15 protein-coding genes are annotated in these 15801 nt (G+C 63.6%); 6 read left to right on the plus strand and 9 right to left on the minus strand.

Annotation, left to right across the window (positions count from 1 at the left end):
- Window positions 1-74: 74 nt before the first annotated feature.
- Together RC54_RS24755 and ribA are read right to left on the minus strand one after the other, a co-directional pair.
- On the minus strand, window positions 75-1247 hold the full coding sequence (locus RC54_RS24755; RefSeq protein WP_061790024.1) for a CobW family GTP-binding protein: 1173 nt from the start codon (window positions 1245-1247) through the stop codon (window positions 75-77).
- Between the two features lie 180 nt (window positions 1248-1427).
- Window positions 1428-2114 (minus strand): GTP cyclohydrolase II, encoded by a 687-nt coding sequence (gene ribA / locus RC54_RS24760; protein WP_058897411.1) that lies wholly within the window; start codon window positions 2112-2114, stop codon window positions 1428-1430.
- Between the two features lie 234 nt (window positions 2115-2348).
- On the opposite strand from ribA, the gene RC54_RS24765 reads away from it, so the two are divergent.
- Both RC54_RS24765 and RC54_RS24770 read left to right on the plus strand, forming a co-directional pair.
- Window positions 2349-3992, plus strand: coding sequence for a GMC family oxidoreductase (locus RC54_RS24765; RefSeq protein WP_061790023.1), 1644 nt, complete (start codon window positions 2349-2351; stop codon window positions 3990-3992).
- Window positions 3993-4037: 45 nt separating this feature from the next.
- Window positions 4038-5456 (plus strand): coniferyl aldehyde dehydrogenase, encoded by a 1419-nt coding sequence (locus tag RC54_RS24770; RefSeq protein WP_061790022.1) that lies wholly within the window; start codon window positions 4038-4040, stop codon window positions 5454-5456.
- Window positions 5457-5462: 6 nt separating this feature from the next.
- Here RC54_RS24770 and RC54_RS24775 read toward each other — a convergent pair whose 3' ends face one another.
- Genes RC54_RS24775 through RC54_RS24790 form a run of 4 tightly spaced genes read right to left on the minus strand, consistent with a single transcriptional unit; the run spans window position 5463 to window position 7956 of the window.
- Window positions 5463-5852 carry a Fic family protein gene (locus tag RC54_RS24775; protein WP_061790021.1) on the minus strand — a complete coding sequence of 130 codons (390 nt, stop codon included), beginning with the start codon at window positions 5850-5852 and terminating at the stop codon, window positions 5463-5465.
- A gap of 20 nt (window positions 5853-5872) precedes the next feature.
- Window positions 5873-6865 carry a lipoyl synthase gene (gene lipA / locus RC54_RS24780; RefSeq protein WP_058897416.1) on the minus strand — a complete coding sequence of 331 codons (993 nt, stop codon included), beginning with the start codon at window positions 6863-6865 and terminating at the stop codon, window positions 5873-5875.
- Window positions 6866-6904: 39 nt separating this feature from the next.
- Window positions 6905-7597: a lipoyl(octanoyl) transferase LipB gene (gene lipB, locus RC54_RS24785; protein ID WP_058897417.1), complete on the minus strand. Its 693-nt coding sequence runs from the start codon at window positions 7595-7597 to the stop codon at window positions 6905-6907.
- A gap of 35 nt (window positions 7598-7632) precedes the next feature.
- Window positions 7633-7956, minus strand: a complete 324-nt coding sequence (locus RC54_RS24790; RefSeq protein ID WP_244216418.1) for a DUF2917 domain-containing protein — start codon at window positions 7954-7956, stop codon at window positions 7633-7635.
- A gap of 187 nt (window positions 7957-8143) precedes the next feature.
- Here RC54_RS24790 and gcvA point away from each other — a divergent pair, with 187 nt between their 5' ends.
- Window positions 8144-9094 carry a transcriptional regulator GcvA gene (gcvA, locus tag RC54_RS24795; protein ID WP_058897418.1) on the plus strand — a complete coding sequence of 317 codons (951 nt, stop codon included), beginning with the start codon at window positions 8144-8146 and terminating at the stop codon, window positions 9092-9094.
- Between the two features lie 66 nt (window positions 9095-9160).
- On the opposite strand, the gene RC54_RS24800 is transcribed toward gcvA, so the two are convergent.
- Window positions 9161-9442: an HP0495 family protein gene (locus tag RC54_RS24800; protein ID WP_017452757.1), complete on the minus strand. Its 282-nt coding sequence runs from the start codon at window positions 9440-9442 to the stop codon at window positions 9161-9163.
- A 303-nt stretch (window positions 9443-9745) separates the two neighbouring features.
- On the opposite strand from RC54_RS24800, the gene RC54_RS24805 reads away from it, so the two are divergent.
- Together RC54_RS24805 and RC54_RS24810 are read left to right on the plus strand one after the other, a co-directional pair.
- A complete protein-coding gene (locus tag RC54_RS24805) occupies window positions 9746-10324 on the plus strand; it encodes a ComF family protein (RefSeq protein ID WP_061790019.1) in 579 nt (192 codons plus the stop codon).
- A gap of 4 nt (window positions 10325-10328) precedes the next feature.
- Entirely contained in the window at window positions 10329-10913 is a 585-nt protein-coding gene (locus tag RC54_RS24810; protein ID WP_061790018.1) for a hypothetical protein, read from the plus strand.
- 18 nt (window positions 10914-10931) lie between these two features.
- Here RC54_RS24810 and RC54_RS24815 read toward each other — a convergent pair whose 3' ends face one another.
- Both RC54_RS24815 and RC54_RS24820 read right to left on the minus strand, forming a co-directional pair.
- Window positions 10932-11780, minus strand: coding sequence for a D-amino acid aminotransferase (locus RC54_RS24815; protein ID WP_061790017.1), 849 nt, complete (start codon window positions 11778-11780; stop codon window positions 10932-10934).
- Window positions 11781-11920: 140 nt separating this feature from the next.
- Window positions 11921-13735 (minus strand): ABC transporter ATP-binding protein/permease, encoded by a 1815-nt coding sequence (locus RC54_RS24820; protein ID WP_058897420.1) that lies wholly within the window; start codon window positions 13733-13735, stop codon window positions 11921-11923.
- A gap of 297 nt (window positions 13736-14032) precedes the next feature.
- Between RC54_RS24820 and RC54_RS24825 the strand changes: the two genes are divergently transcribed.
- Window positions 14033-15727, plus strand: a complete 1695-nt coding sequence (locus tag RC54_RS24825; RefSeq protein WP_061790016.1) for a methyl-accepting chemotaxis protein — start codon at window positions 14033-14035, stop codon at window positions 15725-15727.
- Window positions 15728-15801 lie beyond the last annotated feature (74 nt).

The following is a 15801-nucleotide window of genomic DNA, read 5'->3' on the forward strand; positions in this document are numbered from 1 at the left end:
CGCCAAGGCCCTGCCAACCGGCTCGCGCGTATTGCCCAGAGGGAATACCCGGCCTGTACTCAGGCCGGTACGACTCAATATGCCGCCTGCTGGCGCTCACGCGCCTCGCGTTCGATGGCCTGAGCCTGCATGAAGGCATCGAAGGAGCGCTCGATGGTGGCACGCTCGATGTCGCGGGTGATGAAGACGATGCGACTGCGACGGTCTTCCGAGGGCCACTCAGGCAGGGTGGCGGTGGGGTGGAAGATGTGCTGCACGCCGTGGATGACGGTGGGCTTGTCGTCTCCCTTGAGGTTGAGAATGCCCTTGATGCGCAGGATGTTGGGGCCCTTGAAGCCCACCAGCAGGCTCAGCCATTCATCGAAGAGCACCGGGTCGATGGGTTCGTCGAAGGTAAAGCAGAAGGCGCGGATGTGGTCGTCGTGGCGGTTGACGTCATGGGCGTGGTCATGGTGATCATGGTGATCATGGTGATCATGGTGATCGTGATGCTCATGATGATCATGATGATCGTGGCCATGATGATGCTCATGGGCATGGGCCTGCTGCTCGGCAAAGGCTTCCTCGTTGAGCCAGCGCGCCACGTCCGGCATCTTTTCGCCCGGCTTGAAGAGGCCGGCATCGAGCAGCTCTGCCGCGGCGATCTGGCCCAGTTGCGGCTGCAATTGGCGCGCGCCCGGGTTGAGGGTGCGCAGACGCGCCTGCAAGGCGGCCAGGGTGGCGGCGTCGGCCAGGTCAGTCTTGGTCAGCAGCAGGCGGTCGGCCACGGCGGCCTGCTGGATCGCTTCGGGATGATGGTCCAGGGTGGACATGCCATTGACCGCATCGACGGTGACGATCACGCCATCAAGGCGATAACGGGCCGCGATGAAGGGGTCGGTCATCAGGGTATGCAGGATGGGCGTGGGCGAAGCCAGGCCGGTGGTCTCGATGACCACGCGGTCGAACTTGCGCTGGCCGCCTTCGGCAAAGCGCCAGGTGATGTCCTTCAAGGTCTTCTTGAGGTCGCCGCGGATGGTGCAGCACAGGCAGCCGCTGCTCATCTCGACCACGGTGTCTTCCTGGCGGTGCGCCACCAGCAGATGGTCCAGGCCGATCTCGCCGAACTCGTTGATGATGACCAGCGTGTTCTTCATTTCCGGCTGGGTGATCAGGTGGTTCAACAGCGTGGTCTTGCCACTGCCGAGAAAACCGGTCAACAGCGAAACGGGAATCGGCGCAGCGCCGGCGGGGACGGATGGGTTCATGGTATCAGGACGGGGTGAGAATGAAGGAGTGCAGTTGCCATGCTACCCGATGCGTCAAGCGGGCTGCGCCCAGGTAGCCAAAAAAAGACGGACCGCGCGGGCCCGTCTGCTGTGCCGGCCAACTGGCCGGAAATCATTTATCGCATTTCCGCTGTCGCGCACTGGGGGCTCGCGGTGGGCTCACTCATTGTCATGCGCGTCCAGCGACACCTTCTCGGGCAAGTCATCGGTCTTGGCCAGGCCGGGCAAGAGGTGGCCCAGCTTGCGGGCCTTGGTGCCCAGGTAGCCGATGTTGAAGGGATTGTGGTTGGCAATCAGGGCGATGCGCTCGGCCACCGTGATGCCGCTGTCTTCCAGCGCCTTGACCTTGCGCGGGTTGTTGGTCATCAGGCGCAGGCTGGTGATCTTCAGGTGCGCCAGCATGGGCAACACGATGGTGTAGCGTCGCATGTCGGCCGGGAAACCCAGGCGTTCGTTGGCTTCCACCGTATCGGCGCCCTGGTCTTGCAGGTGATAGGCGCGGATCTTGTTCAACAGGCCGATGCCACGGCCTTCCTGGCGCAGGTAGAACAGCACGCCGCGGCCTTCCTTGGCGATCTTCTTCAAGGCCGCTTCCAGTTGGGCGCCGCAATCGCAGCGCTGGGAAAACAGCGCATCGCCGGTCAGGCATTCGGAATGCACGCGGCCCAGCACCGGCTCGCCGTTGCCGACCTCGCCCAGGGTCAGGGCCAGGTGTTCCTTGCCGGAAACTTCATCATAGAAGGCGTGCAGCTCGAAGGTGGCCCAGGGCATGGGCAACTTGCAAGAACTGACGAAGACCAGTTTTTCTTCCGGCGCGGCAGCGTCCGGTGCGATCGGTGAGGACATGACAACCTGCTTTCGAATCGAATGCTCAGAACCGCGTATCTTACCTTGGGCACGGGTTTATTTCAGCGCAGCGGGCTGGCCGGTGAAGGCAATTGTCCAATTCGTGCAGGGAAATTGAACAGCTCCGGCCCAGCGGTTCATAATGCCAGCCAGATCGGGACACACCGGCAACGCGCCTCGAAAGGCGACGTCAGTGCGGCGCCCAGGCCGGTCAACCATAACAAGGAGACAACCGTGCTGTTCGATTACGTCATCGTCGGTGGCGGCTCGGCAGGCGCCACGCTGGCATCGCGCCTGTCGGAAGATCCGCATATCTCGGTCTGCCTGCTGGAAGCGGGCGGCCAGGGCGACAGCCTGCTGGTGCGCACGCCGGCTGCGGTGGTGGCCATGCTGCCCGGTTATGGCAAGCTCAATAATTGGGCCTTGCAGACCACGCCCCAGCCGGGACTACACGGGCGCCGTGGCTACCAGCCGCGCGGGCGCGCCCTGGGCGGCTCCTCGGCCATCAATGCCATGCTCTACATCCGCGGCCAGCGCCAGGACTACGACGGCTGGGCCGCGGCCGGCTGCCCCGGCTGGGACTGGGACTCGGTGTTGCCCTACTTCAAGCGCGCCGAAAACAACGTGCGCGGCGCCGATGCCTGGCATGGCGCCAGCGGCCCGTTGCATGTGTCCGAACAAAACCGCCCGCGCCCGATCACCCGTGCCTTCATCGAAGCCGCCCAGGCGCGCGGCTATCCGCTGTGCACGGACTTCAACCGGGGCGACAACGAAGGCGTGGGCCTGTATCAGGTCACGCAATTCCACACGCCGGCCCATCGCGGCGAGCGCTGCTCGGCGGCGGCCGCCTACCTGCATCCGATGCTGGGCCAGCGCCCCAACTTGACGGTGCTGCGCCAGGTGCGGGCGCAACGGCTGTTGTTCGAGGGCAAGCGCGCCGTGGGCGTGGCCTATCGCCAGCAGCAGCAAGATGCCCAGGTGCGGGCAGCGCGTGAAGTCATCCTTGCCGCAGGCGCCTTCGGCTCGCCGCAATTGCTGCAACTCTCGGGCATCGGTCGGCCAGAAGACATCCTGCCGCACGGCATCGCCCTGCAACACGCGCTGCCCGGCGTGGGCCAGAACCTGCAGGATCACCTCGATTTCACCCAGGGCTGGACCACCCGCGACACCGACAATTTCGGTCTGGGCATGGTCGGTGGCTTGCGCCTGTTGGGCCAGTTGCTGCCCTGGAAGCGCCATGGCGAGGGCTTGATCGCCACACCCTTTGCCGAGGGCGCCGGCTTCCTGAAGACCCGCGCGGAACTGGAGCGGCCCGATATCCAGCTGCATTTCTGCATCGCCATCGTCGATGACCATGCAAGAAAGCTGCACGCCGGTTATGGTTTCTCCCTGCACATGTGTATGCTGCGGCCGCATTCACGCGGCCGAGTCGGGCTGCAATCAGCCGATCCCCTGGCCGATCCGTTGATCGACGCGGGTTATCTCTCGGACCCGCGCGACCTGCCCACCATGATCGCCGGCGCCCGTATCGCGCGCCAGATCGTGATGACCGAACCACTGCGCCGCTACTGCCGGCGCGAACTCTTCGGCGGCCACGACGATATGGACGATGCACAATGGGAAGCCATGATCCGCCGCCGCGCCGATACCATCTATCATCCGGTCGGTACCTGCCGCATGGGCGAGGATCAGATGGCGGTGGTCGATGCGCAACTGCGGGTGCATGGGCTGCACGGCTTGCGGGTGGTGGATGCCTCGGTCATGCCCACGCTGGTCAGCGGCAACACCAATGCCCCCACCATCATGATCGCCGAGAAGGCCGCCGAGATGATCCGCGCCAGCCAGCAGCAGGCACAGGCGGCCTCACAGGCGGCCTGACACGCGGCCCCGGATACGCTTGGACCACAATGCAAGGATGCATCAATGACTGACACTACCGTTGCACAACTGCAGCAGCTCCTGAACCGGCAACGCCAGTCCTTCGCCGCCGACAGCGATCCCTCGCACGCGCTGCGCATGGACCGGCTGGCGCGCCTGCTGGCCCTGGTGGATGGCCATGAGCAAGCCATCATCAGCGCCATCGATGGCGACTTCGGCGGACGCTCGCCGCATGAAACGCGCATGGCCGAACTGTTCGTGGTGCGTGCCGGCATCGCTCATGCCCAGTCGCACCTGGCACGCTGGATGCGAGCCCGGCGCGTGCCTACCGCCCTGCACTTCCTGCCCGGCAGCAACCGCCTGCTGGCGCAGCCGCTGGGGGTGGTAGGCATCATCTCGCCCTGGAACTACCCGCTGCAACTGGCGCTGGGGCCGGCGCTGGCGGCACTGGCGGCGGGCAACCGGGTATTGCTCAAACCCTCGGAACTGACGCCGCAGCTCTCTGCCCTGCTGGCCGAACTGGTGGCGCGCTATTACGCTCCCGAAGAAATGGCCGTGGTCACCGGTGACGCCCGTATCGGCCAGGCCTTTGCCGCCCTGCCTCTGGATCACCTGTTCTTCACCGGTTCCACCCAGGTCGGTCGGCAGGTGGCGCAACTGGCCGCCGCCAATCTCACGCCGGTGACGCTGGAACTGGGCGGCAAATCGCCGGCCATCCTGGATGCCTCCTGCCACCTGGAAAGCAGCATCCGGCGCATCGCCTTCGGCAAATTGCTCAATGCCGGCCAGACCTGCGTGGCCCCGGATTACCTGCTGGTGCCGCGCGGCCAGGCGCCGGTGGTGGCGCAACGACTGGCGCAGGCCATGAGCGCGCTCTATCCGCGCCTGCACGACAACCCCGACTACACCGCCATCATCAGTGCGCGCCATCGTGAGCGCCTGCTGGCCTTGGTGCAGCAAGCGCGCGCGGCGGGCGCGCAGGTGATCGAGGTCAACCCGGCGCAGGAAGACCTGGGCCACAGCCGCAAGCTGGCGCCGATGCTGATCCTGGGCGCGACCACGGCGATGCAGGTGATGCAGGAAGAAATCTTCGGTCCGCTGCTGCCCATCCTCGAATACGATGCACTGGAGGACGCCATCGCCCATGTGCGCCAGGGACCGCGCCCGCTGGCGCTGTACTGGTTCGGCCAGGATGCGGCGCGACGCGATCGGGTGCTAAGGCAAACCCATGCGGGCGGGGTCACCATCAATGATTGCCTGTGGCACCTGGTGCAGGAAGAGCAGCCCTTCGGCGGCGTCGGGGAAAGCGGGATGGGGGCCTATCATGGCCGCTGGGGATTCGATACCTTCAGCAAGCGCAAGCCGGTGTTCCGGCAGGCGCGCTGGAATGGCGGGACGCTGTTGCATCCGCCTTATGGAAAGACGTTTGAGTGGGTGTTGGGGCTGATCAGGCGGTTGAGCTGATGCGCGTCATCCTGACGCCGGCAGCAGATCCAGATACAAGCGCAGCGAGCGCAGCACGCTGTCGGCGACCAAGGCGGTGATGGCGTCATGGTTTGCGTTCAGGCAAGCCTCATCGAGCGCATCGTAATACGCCAGCCGATCTTCCTTGCGGATCACCGCCGGCGGGTAACCAGACTTCATCAGTTCCAGGTTCAGCAGCAGGCGGCCGGTGCGGCCATTGCCGTCAACGAAGGGGCGCAGGGTCAGCGTATTGCCCTCGATGGCGTTGGAATGGTAGGTCCATTCCAGCATCAGCTTCTCGCGCAGGGAGGCGACCGTGTGCGGCGACAGCGGGCGGGCAGCGTCAAGCCGGGCCTTCTCGGCATCGACGGCGGCGAGCCTGGTGTCGGGTGGCATGGCCCGCTGCGGGTCAGGCGTCAGACCAGCCCGTGCGCCTGCTGGTCCGCATGGTAGCTGGAACGCACCATGGCACCCACAGCAGCGTGCACGAAGCCCATCTTGTAGGCTTCTTCCTCGTACATCTTGAAGGTGTCCGGGTGCACGTAGCGACGCACCGGCAGGTGGTCGCCGCTGGGCATGAGGTATTGGCCGATGGTCAGCATATCGACGTTGTGGGCGCGCATGTCGCGCATGACCTGCAGCACTTCTTCATCGGTCTCGCCCAGCCCCACCATGATGCCGGACTTGGTGGGCACTTCCGGGTGCAGGTCCTTGAAGCGCTTCAACAGGCTCAGCGAGTATTCGTAATCCGAACCCGGACGGGCTTCCTTGTACAGGCGCGGTGCGGTTTCCAGGTTGTGGTTCATCACGTCCGGCGGGGCCATCTTGAGGATTTCCAGGGCGCGGTCCATGCGGCCGCGGAAGTCCGGGGTCAGGATCTCGATGCGGGTCTCGGGCGACAGTTCGCGCACGCGCTGGATGCAGGCGGCGAAGTGGGCGGCGCCGCCGTCGCGCAGGTCATCACGGTCCACGCTGGTGATGACCACGTAGGACAGACGCAGTTGGGCGATGGTCTTGGCCAGGTTTTCCGGCTCGTTGGGGTCCAGCGGATCGGGGCGGCCGTGGCCGACGTCGCAGAAGGGGCAACGGCGGGTGCACTTGTCGCCCATGATCATGAAAGTCGCGGTGCCCTTGCCGAAGCATTCGCCGATGTTGGGGCAGGAGGCTTCCTCACAGACCGTCACCAGGTTGTTGGAGCGCAGGATGTCCTTGATCTCGTAGAAACGGGTGGTGGGCGAACCGGCCTTGACGCGAATCCAGTCCGGCTTCTTCAGCTTTTCGGCGGCCACCACCTTGATCGGGATCCAGGCGGTCTTGCCGGCGCCCTTCTGCTTGTCCAGCGGGTTGGCGCGCGCCGAGCCGGTGGCGTTGGAGGAAGAATCTGCTGCGGGAGTGAGTTCGGTCGTCATGTCGGTCGTTCCGGCCCCGGCGCACAAGGCGCCTGAGGCTCAAGCCATGCCCGCGAAGCGGGCGATCAGTTGGTCGGCAAGCAAGTCCTGGACATCGGCCAGGCGGGCGTTGGTAGCCCCTAGGGTCTGCATGTCCACGGTGGCCAGGCCTTCGTAGCCGCAGGGGTTGATCCAGGAAAACGGTGCCAGGTCCATCGCCACATTGAGCGATACGCCGTGGTAGGTGCAGCCGTTGCCGCGGATCTTCAAGCCCAGCGCAGCCACCTTGGCGCCCTGCCAGGGGCCGTCGGCAGCGTAGATGCCGGGCGCGCCCTCCTTGCGTACACCGGCCAGATTATACGCCGCCAGCGTGGCGATGACCGCCTCTTCGATGTTGTGCACGAATTCACGGGCGAACAGGCGGGCTCCACTGCGATTGCGGCGCAGGTCCATCAACAGGTAGATCACCACCTGGCCGGGGCCGTGGTAGGTGACTTCGCCGCCACGGTCGGTCTGGACGATGGGAATGTCGTGCGGATTCAACACATGGGCGCGATCCGCACCCAGGCCCAGCGTATAGACCGGGGGATGCTCGACGATCCAGAGCTGGTCGGGGGTGTCGGCGGAGCGCGCATCGGTGTAGGCGCGCATGGCGGCGAAGCTGGCCTCGTAGGGCTCGACGCCGCGCCGGACGATCTGCGGCCGGGCGGCGCCAGCCGGCGCGGCGCTGGCGGGTGGTAGTGCGGTTTGCATGGCCGCCAGTGTAACGAAATTCAGGCGCTCCCGTCTCAGAACCAGCGGATCAGGCCATGCGGCAGGAGCTTGCTGATACGCATCGTCTCGCCAGCCTTGGCATGGCAGCCACGCTGCACCAGCGGCGACACGCAGAACTCGGCCGCACCGTACACCGCCTCGAACGTAGCCAATCCCTGTCCGTGATACTCGAAGCTGCGTGCAGGCGTGATCCAGATGTCATCGCGGCAACCGCTGATGGTCAACCACACCAGTCCGCGGGTGACACGAATGCGCACGCCGCCGCGCAGTTGGCGCGCCTGCACCTGTCCTTCCTGCAACTGGCAGGGAGTCGTCTGATCTGTGAATGAAATTGCCATGGCCCGCTCTCCTTTGCGTAGCTCCAGGCAAGCCGGGTCCCTGCCGCTGGTCCCGGTGGGACGCGGTGTTCAAAGGGAAGATGCCTGGAATGGTGTTGAATGTGTCACCATTGTAGGAAAGCCCGCAGGCGCAACAAAACGATATATATTGCTTCTTCTTGCTAATGAAATTCACAAGGGAAGTCCCATGGCCGACCTCCGAAAACTGCCCAATCTGGCGAGCCTGCGTGCCTTCGACGCGGCGGCCCGCCACGGTTGTTTCTCGCGCGCCGCCGAAGAAGTGCACGTCACCCCCGGTGCCATCAGCCACCAGGTGCGCGCACTGGAAGAAGATCTGGGTCTGCAGTTGTTCAAGCGCCATGGCAAGCGCATCACCATCACCGAGACCGGCGAACGCTTTGCCACCACCATCCGCAAGGCGCTGGGCGAGATCGCCCAGGCCGCCGACCACCTGCGCAGCCTGAACCGCCAGCAGCGCCTGGTGATCTCGGCCACGCCCTCCTTTGCCTCGCGCTGGCTGGCGCCGCGCCTGTGGAAGTTCATCGATGCCCATCCCGAGATCGAAGTGGTGCTGCAATCCGGTAGCCACCTGGTCGATCTGCGGTTGGACGGGGTGGATATAGGCATCCGCTTCGGTCGCGGCCAGTACAGTGGGGTGGTTACCGAAAAGCTGAGCGAGGACTACTACTATCCGGTGGCCGCGCCCGGCTATCGCGGCAGCCGCAGCAGAAAGCTCACGCGCCCCGCCGATCTGGCCCACTGCACCCTACTGCGCATGGATACGCGCGAATCCTGGCGCCCCTGGCTGCAGTTGGCCGGGCTGGACCTGCCCGAGCCACGCGGCACGCTGGTGGTGGAGGATTCGTCAGTGACGCTGCGTCATGCGGTGGAAGGCAAGGGCGTGGCCCTGTCGCGGCATACCATCGCCTGGCAGGAAATCGCCAGCGGCACGCTGGTACGGCTGTTCGACGTCGCCCAGCTATGCGAGGAAGCGCACTATCTGGTGCACCTGCCGGAGGGACTGGAAAAGCCGGGCGTGGCGGCCTTCAAGGCGTGGATCACGCAAGAGATGCAGCAATTCCACACCGATTCTGACTGGCCGGGCATGGTGCAGAAACGCCCAGCCCGCAAGAAGTGACGCGCCAATGAAAAACCGGCGCGCCATGCAGGCCGCGCCGGTTTCATCGAGAGCGCAGAGCGCCTCTCAGAGCACGAACTTGACCATCTCGTGGGTGGACAAGGCGCGATAGATATTGTCGAGCTGGGTGCGGCTGGTGGCGCGCACGGTCAGGGTCAGCGACAGGTATTTGCCCTGGGTGGAGGGACGCATCTCGACCTTGCCGGCATGAAACTCGGGGTCATGCTCGATGACCATGGCGACGATGGTCTCGGCGAAGGCGTCGTGGGTGATCCCGACCACCTTGATGGGGAAGTCGCTGGGATACTCGATCAGGGATTCTTCAGGGGAGATAGTGGGCATAGTCATGGCAAACCGCCTTGGCGTTGTCCGCCGTGGCGCTCCTGGTTTCAATGCTCCCAGATGGGGATGAACCGGCAGGCTTCAAGCGGAGGGTACGGGTGGGGAATGGGTGCATTCTACGCCATGCGGGCGGCCTGGCGTGCAGAAAAGCCACAGCAGTGCTGCATCATTCCCGCCAGATCGAACAAGCTTGAAAGGAATCGGCGGGCCGACCACGAGCAAATTCTAGGCAATAAATCCAACTTCCGCGATTGATGACGATACGCCACCGCATAAGACTTTTGCATCCCAACAACCAGCGGTGGTCTTATGCAAGTCAACATCAAGGCGCTTCACGGCCGATTCAACCGAGGCTATGCCCTCGACAAACATTCGATCTCCAGCACGCCTTGTGGCTATAACGAATCCGGTCACATGCAGTGGAACACCCTGCGTACTCAGGCTGGTGAGGCGCTTTACCAGCTGAAGTACAGGCAGCAGCGCAAGCATGTCTTGCCGCTCGCACTGGCCGTGCAAACGCATATCCTCCCTTTGTTGCCCAACTTTGGATTGATCATCCCGATGGCCGCCTCCAACCCGCGCAAGGAGCAGCCGGTGATGGAAGTCGCCCGGGCGCTCGGGCGGCTGAGCGGCAAACCGGTATTTGAGTTACTGAGCAAGATTGCAGGCCGTCCCACCTTGAAAGACCTGTCATTGCGATCAGAAAAGGAGGATGCACTGGCAGGCTCGATTACCTTGCATCGGCTCATCATCAACAAAGGACGCTGGAACGCACTGCTGCTCGATGACCTCTACGACACCGGCGCCTCGCTGGACGCCGCGTGCGACGTGCTGCGCAGTTATGAGAAAATCGGAGAAATCTTTGTGGCGACGCTGACGTGGAGGTAAGCCCATGACCACCGTTTTCATTGCTGGCTCCATCACCATCAAGCAGCTTGATGCGAAGGTGCAAGAACGGATCATGAATATCGTGCATCAGAATTTCGATGTCGTGGTCGGCGATGCCGACGGCGCCGACACGTCCATCCAGCAATTCTTGCTGCATTTGAAGTACCCGCATGTGACCGTCTTCTGCACCGGTAAGACGCCCCGCAACAACCTCGGGCAGTGGTCCGTACAGCACGTCAAGACCGCTCATCGGCCTGGCTCGCGCGCTTACTTTACGGCCAAGGACCTGGCCATGGCAAAGCTCGCGGATTCCGGCCTGATGATCTGGGATGCAAAAAGTACCGGCACACTGAGCAATGTCATCGAACTTCTCAAGCGCAAGAAATATTGCTGGGCTTTCCTCGACAAGCTCAAGACTTTCCACGCCATCAAGAGCGTTGATTCGCTGGAGAGCTTGCTTGCCTACATGGCAGCACCGGCACGCTTGCAAGCCGATGAGAAAATCGGGTTGACCGAAAAGCTCACGGCACTACGTGCGGGGGAGCAGCAGATGGCGCTACTGCCCCATGACACTCTCGCCGCCCACTAGGCGGCACCGGCAAATCATTTACAGCCGCGCCTTGGCCGCCTGATAAGCCGCATACAACTTCCCAAACACCGGCCCCGGCTGACCGCTGCCGACCGGTTGGCCGTCGAGCTTGACCACCGGCAGCACTTCCTTGCTGGCCGAGGAAATGATGAGCTCATCGGCGGCCAGCACCTCTTCACGCGGGATGCGGCGGGATTCGAGCACGATGCCTTGCTCGGCGCACAGTTCTTCCATCAGGCCATAGCGGATGCCTTCCAAAATCAGGTTGTCCTTGGGCGGCGCCGAGATCTTGCCATCCTTGACCACCCACACGTTGGAGGAGGATGCCTCCGACAGGAAACCATCGCGGAACTGGATCGCCTCGGTCACCTGGTTTTCTGCGGCGAACTGGGCCGCCAGCACATTGCCCAGCAGCGAGGTGGACTTGATCTGGCAGTTCAGCCAGCGGCGGTCTTCCATGGTCACGCAGGCCACGCCCTGTTCGATGGCCGAGGCCGGGGGCAGTGCCATGGGGTTGGTCATGATGAGCACGGTCGGCACCACTTCCTTGGGGAAGGCATGGGCGCGCTTGGCCACGCCACGGGTGACCTGCAGGTAGATCATCTGGTCCTCCAGGCCATTGGCCTGGACCACCTGGTCGATCAAGGCGTTCCAGCCGGCCTGGTCATGCGGATTCGGAATACCGATGCTGGCCAGGCTGCGGAACAGGCGCGCCAGGTGCTGCTGGCCACGGAAGGCCTTACGGCGGTACATGGGGATCACTTCGTAGATGCCATCGCCAAAGATGAAGCCGCGATCCAGCACCGGTACACGGGCTTCGGAGAGGGGCGTGAATTCGCCGTTGAGGTAGACGATGGGATCATTCATGATGGGCTTTCCGGTAATCGTTGATGAGTGTCGGTGCAACAGAGGCGCCGCGATGAATCCATTCTGTCACGCGGCCTCCAACCCACTTATGCAAAAACGGTATAGGCCAGCATCACCCGCGGCTGCCCCATCCTCCCGACTCAAGCGGCAATGGGCAGCATGTCCACCCGGTGCCCAGCCCCTTCTTCTGTGGCGCTGGGAACGAATTTCCAGCGCACGTCATGGAAGCGCGCCAGCGTTTCGCGGTGCGCGATGCTGATCACGGTCAGGCCCGGCAATTCGCGCGGCAAGGCGGCGTAGAGTGTTTCTTCGGTCTCGCCATCCATGGCGCTGCTGGCTTCATCGAGAAAGACGATGCGCGGACGATTGAGGAACACCCGCACAAAGGCCAGTCGCTGCTGCTCGCCCGGCGACAGTGCCTGGCTCCAGTTGGCGGCCACATCGAGCTGTGCGGCCAGGTGCGACAGGCGACACAGGCCGAGGTAGCGTGTGATCAGGGCATCGTCGAAACTGCCTTCGGCGGCCGGATACGAGAGCGCCGCCCGCAGCGTGCCGATGGGCAGGTAGCTGCGCTGGGGCAGGAACATGGCCGGGGCATCCTGCGGCAAGGCAATGCGGCCCTCGCCATAGGGCCAGATATCGGCCATGGCTCGGATCAACGTAGACTTGCCGCAGCCGGAAGGACCGCTGATCAAGACATGCTCGCCCGACTCCACGCGGGCGTCGAGGCGGCTCATCATCGGGCGGCCATCCGGGAAGGACAACTGCAGACCCGCCACCGTCACGGCGCTGCCGCTGTAGGGAGCGACTTCGATGCTGCGGGTCATGCCGGAGGCGCGCTCGACATCGGCATGAAACCCGGCCAGGCGGTTGATGCTGGCCTTCCAGCTAGCCAGTGTGCTGAAGGCATTGATGAACCAGGACAAGGCATCCTGCACCTGGCCGAAGGCATCGCTGATCTGCATGAGCACACCCAGCGAAATGGCGCCCGAGAAATAGCGCGGGGCCGAGACCAGCATGGGGAAGATCACTGCAAACTGGCCATAGAAATTGACGGCCACGTTGAGCTTCTTGGTCAGCCGCATGATGTTCCACCAGTTCTCGCGGATGTCATCCAGGCGCGCCGTCAATTGCGCACGCTCCTGCGGCTCGCCGCGATACAGGGCCACCGCCTCGGCATGTTCGCGCACGCGGATCAGGCCGAAACGGAAGTTGGCCTCGAAGCGCTCCTGGTCGAAGCTCAGGCCCACCAGCGGACGACCGATCCACCACACCACACTGGAGCCGATGGTGGCATAGGCGATCACGAACCAGACCATGTAGCCAGGGATGACCCAGGATTGCCCTAGTGCAGAAAACGTCAACGGCCCGCTCACCGACCACAGGATGTGAATGAAGGAAAACAGGGTCACGCTGCTGGAGATGAAACCCAGCACCAACGCGAGCGTATCGGAGGTGAGCGCGTGCAGGTCTTCGGCAATGCGCTGGTCGGGGTTGTCCGAGAGCCGGCCCTGCTGGCCCTGTTCAATGCGGTAGTAGGCGCGATGGGCCAGCCAGCGGTCGAGGTAGCGCGTGCTCATCCAGTAGCGCCAGCGGATCTGCAGCGCCTGCTTGAGATAGACGCTGTAGATGGCAATGGCCACGAAGACGAAGGCCAGGCCCGAGAATTGCCACAGCAGCGACTTGAACTGCGGATAGTCGCGCGACTGCAGCACGTTGTACATGTCGCGGTTCCAGGAATTGAGCCGCACGTTGATGTAGACCATGCCCAGGTTCAAGGCAATGATGGACACCAGCAGCGCCCAGGCCTTCCACTTCTCTTCCGAGACCCAGAACGGCTTGACCAGGCGCCATATGTCGGCGCGGCTGGCGCGATTGAGGCCATGGGGGTCGCCCGTTGGGGTTGGGTTCGTAGGAGTGGCAGGAGATGATGGATCGGGCTGGCGTTCGGGCATGGCGAAGTCCTGGTGTTGTCGTCACTTGCTGCCCAGCTTGCCGCAAAAGACTTAAACCAGGCTTAAAGGGAAGATCAAGCAAAGATTAAAAGAAGATTAAGAGAAGGTTAATGCAAATTGCCGGACCATTCACCGCTATTGAATGCATCGGAACAATCAATAACCCAAGCCGGCAATTCCCGCTACACTGCGGCTTTCGGAATATTGCCAGGCATCAATATGATCTGATGCCGCACCCGAAGCCCAAGTATCGAACGACCGGCTGATGCCGGTCCCTTTCCCTTCTGGAGCCATGACATGAACCCCCTCACCCCCAAGCGCCGTTCGCTCAGCGTCGCGGCCCGACTGGCATTGAGTTTCGCGCTGGTACTGGCGATGCTGCTGGTGCTCACCGTGGTCAGCATTTCCAAGGTCAACGCCATCGAGGGCAGCCTGAAAAGGGTCAGCGAAGACAATAGCGTCAAGCAGCGCTATGCCATCAACTTCCGCGGCAGCGTCCATGACCGGGCCATCGCCCTGCGTGACCTGACCCTGGTGGGCGACCCCGAGGTCAAGGACGTGGTCGCCTTGATCGACAAGCTCGATGCCGACTATCAGCAATCGGCCAAGCCGCTGGACCACATCTTTGCGACCATGCAGGTCAATGCCGAGGAACGTGCCAGCCTGGAACGCATCAAGGCCATCGAAGCCCGCACCATGCCGCTGGCAGCCAAGACCATCGCCGCACGCCAGGCCGGTGACCTGGACGGTGCACGGCAACTGTTGCTGACCCAGGTCAAGCCGGCCTTCGTCGAGTGGCTGGCGGCCATCAATCACCTGATCGACCTGGAAGAACACATGAGCCAGGCCGAGTCGGCCAAGGCACGCAGCAACGCGCACGGTTTCCAGGCCTTCATGCTGGTGCTGCTGGGCGTGGCGCTGGTGGCCGGGGTGGTGCTGGCCACCCTGATTACCCGCGCCATCCGAGGCGCCTTGGGAGCGGAACCGGATGAGGTCAAGGAGGTGGCGCTGGCGGTCGATCGCGGCGAGCTGTATCACGCCGTAGCCCTGCCCGCAGGTGGCGCGGGCCAGCGCCAGAGCATCATGGCCGTGCTCTCCGAGATGAGCGGCAACCTGCGCGGCACCGTCACCCGCGTGCGCGATGCGGCGGCGGGTGTGGCCACCATCAGCGCCCAGATCGCCGCCGGCAACAGCGACCTGTCGGCACGCACCGAAGACCAGGCCTCCTCGCTGCAAGAAACCGCCTCGGCCATGGAACAGTTGACGGCCACCGTCAAGCAGAACGACGGTCATGCCCGGCAAGCCAACCAGCTGGCCCACAATGCCTCCGAGATTGCGCGCCAGGGCGGTGCCATCGTGGACCAGGTGGTCGATACCATGAGCGCCATCAACACCTCTTCGCGCAAGATCGTGGACATCATCGGCGTGATCGATGGCATCGCCTTCCAGACCAATATCCTGGCCTTGAATGCGGCGGTGGAAGCCGCCCGCGCCGGCGAGCAGGGTCGCGGCTTTGCGGTGGTGGCTACCGAAGTGCGCAACCTGGCCCAGCGCAGTGCTGCCGCAGCCAAGGAGATCAAGCAATTGATCGATGCCTCGGTGGGCAATGTGGACAGTGGCACGCGCCTGGTGGAACAGGCCGGCCAGACCATGGAACAGATCGTGGCCAGCGTGCAGCAGGTCACCGATGTGATGGGCGAGATCTCGGCAGCCAGCCATGAGCAAAGCCTGGGCATCGAGGAAGTCAACAAGGCCATCGCCTTGATGGACCAGGTCACCCAGCACAATGCGGCCCTGGTCGAGCAGGCCAGTGCCGCCGTGGCCACCTTGCAGGAACAAGCGGTCAGCCTGAACCAGGCGGTGGGCGTGTTCCAGCTGGAGGCACCGCAGGAAGGCGCAGTCGTGGTGACCAGCACGGCCCCGGTGCTGCAGACGGTGCAGGTGCCGACACAGGTGGCACCGGCACTGGAGATGGCGCGCCGGGCGGCGTGAACCTTGATCAGCGCGCATCGCCGCTCACAACTCGCCCAGGAAATCGTTCAGAAGCCGCGCATCCATTGCTGCCG

The sequence above is a fragment of the Herbaspirillum rubrisubalbicans genome (assembly GCF_003719195.1).
Taxonomy (GTDB): domain Bacteria; phylum Pseudomonadota; class Gammaproteobacteria; order Burkholderiales; family Burkholderiaceae_D; genus Herbaspirillum; species Herbaspirillum rubrisubalbicans.

Bases quoted from the DNA above. Each gene is read 5' to 3' on its own strand.
- RC54_RS24755 (WP_061790024.1), bottom strand. From the start codon at position 1,247: ATGAACCCATCCGTCCCCGCCGGCGCTGCGCCGATTCCCGTTTCGCTG.
- ribA (WP_058897411.1), bottom strand. From the start codon at position 2,114: ATGTCCTCACCGATCGCACCGGACGCTGCCGCGCCGGAAGAAAAACTG.
- RC54_RS24770 (WP_061790022.1), top strand. From the start codon at position 4,038: ATGACTGACACTACCGTTGCACAACTGCAGCAGCTCCTGAACCGGCAA.
- RC54_RS24775 (WP_061790021.1), bottom strand. From the start codon at position 5,852: ATGCCACCCGACACCAGGCTCGCCGCCGTCGATGCCGAGAAGGCCCGG.
- lipA (WP_058897416.1), bottom strand. From the start codon at position 6,865: ATGACGACCGAACTCACTCCCGCAGCAGATTCTTCCTCCAACGCCACC.
- lipB (WP_058897417.1), bottom strand. From the start codon at position 7,597: ATGCAAACCGCACTACCACCCGCCAGCGCCGCGCCGGCTGGCGCCGCC.
- RC54_RS24790 (WP_244216418.1), bottom strand. From the start codon at position 7,956: ATGGCAATTTCATTCACAGATCAGACGACTCCCTGCCAGTTGCAGGAA.
- gcvA (WP_058897418.1), top strand. From the start codon at position 8,144: ATGGCCGACCTCCGAAAACTGCCCAATCTGGCGAGCCTGCGTGCCTTC.
- RC54_RS24800 (WP_017452757.1), bottom strand. From the start codon at position 9,442: ATGACTATGCCCACTATCTCCCCTGAAGAATCCCTGATCGAGTATCCC.
- RC54_RS24805 (WP_061790019.1), top strand. From the start codon at position 9,746: ATGCAAGTCAACATCAAGGCGCTTCACGGCCGATTCAACCGAGGCTAT.
- RC54_RS24810 (WP_061790018.1), top strand. From the start codon at position 10,329: ATGACCACCGTTTTCATTGCTGGCTCCATCACCATCAAGCAGCTTGAT.
- RC54_RS24815 (WP_061790017.1), bottom strand. From the start codon at position 11,780: ATGAATGATCCCATCGTCTACCTCAACGGCGAATTCACGCCCCTCTCC.
- RC54_RS24820 (WP_058897420.1), bottom strand. From the start codon at position 13,735: ATGCCCGAACGCCAGCCCGATCCATCATCTCCTGCCACTCCTACGAAC.
- RC54_RS24825 (WP_061790016.1), top strand. From the start codon at position 14,033: ATGAACCCCCTCACCCCCAAGCGCCGTTCGCTCAGCGTCGCGGCCCGA.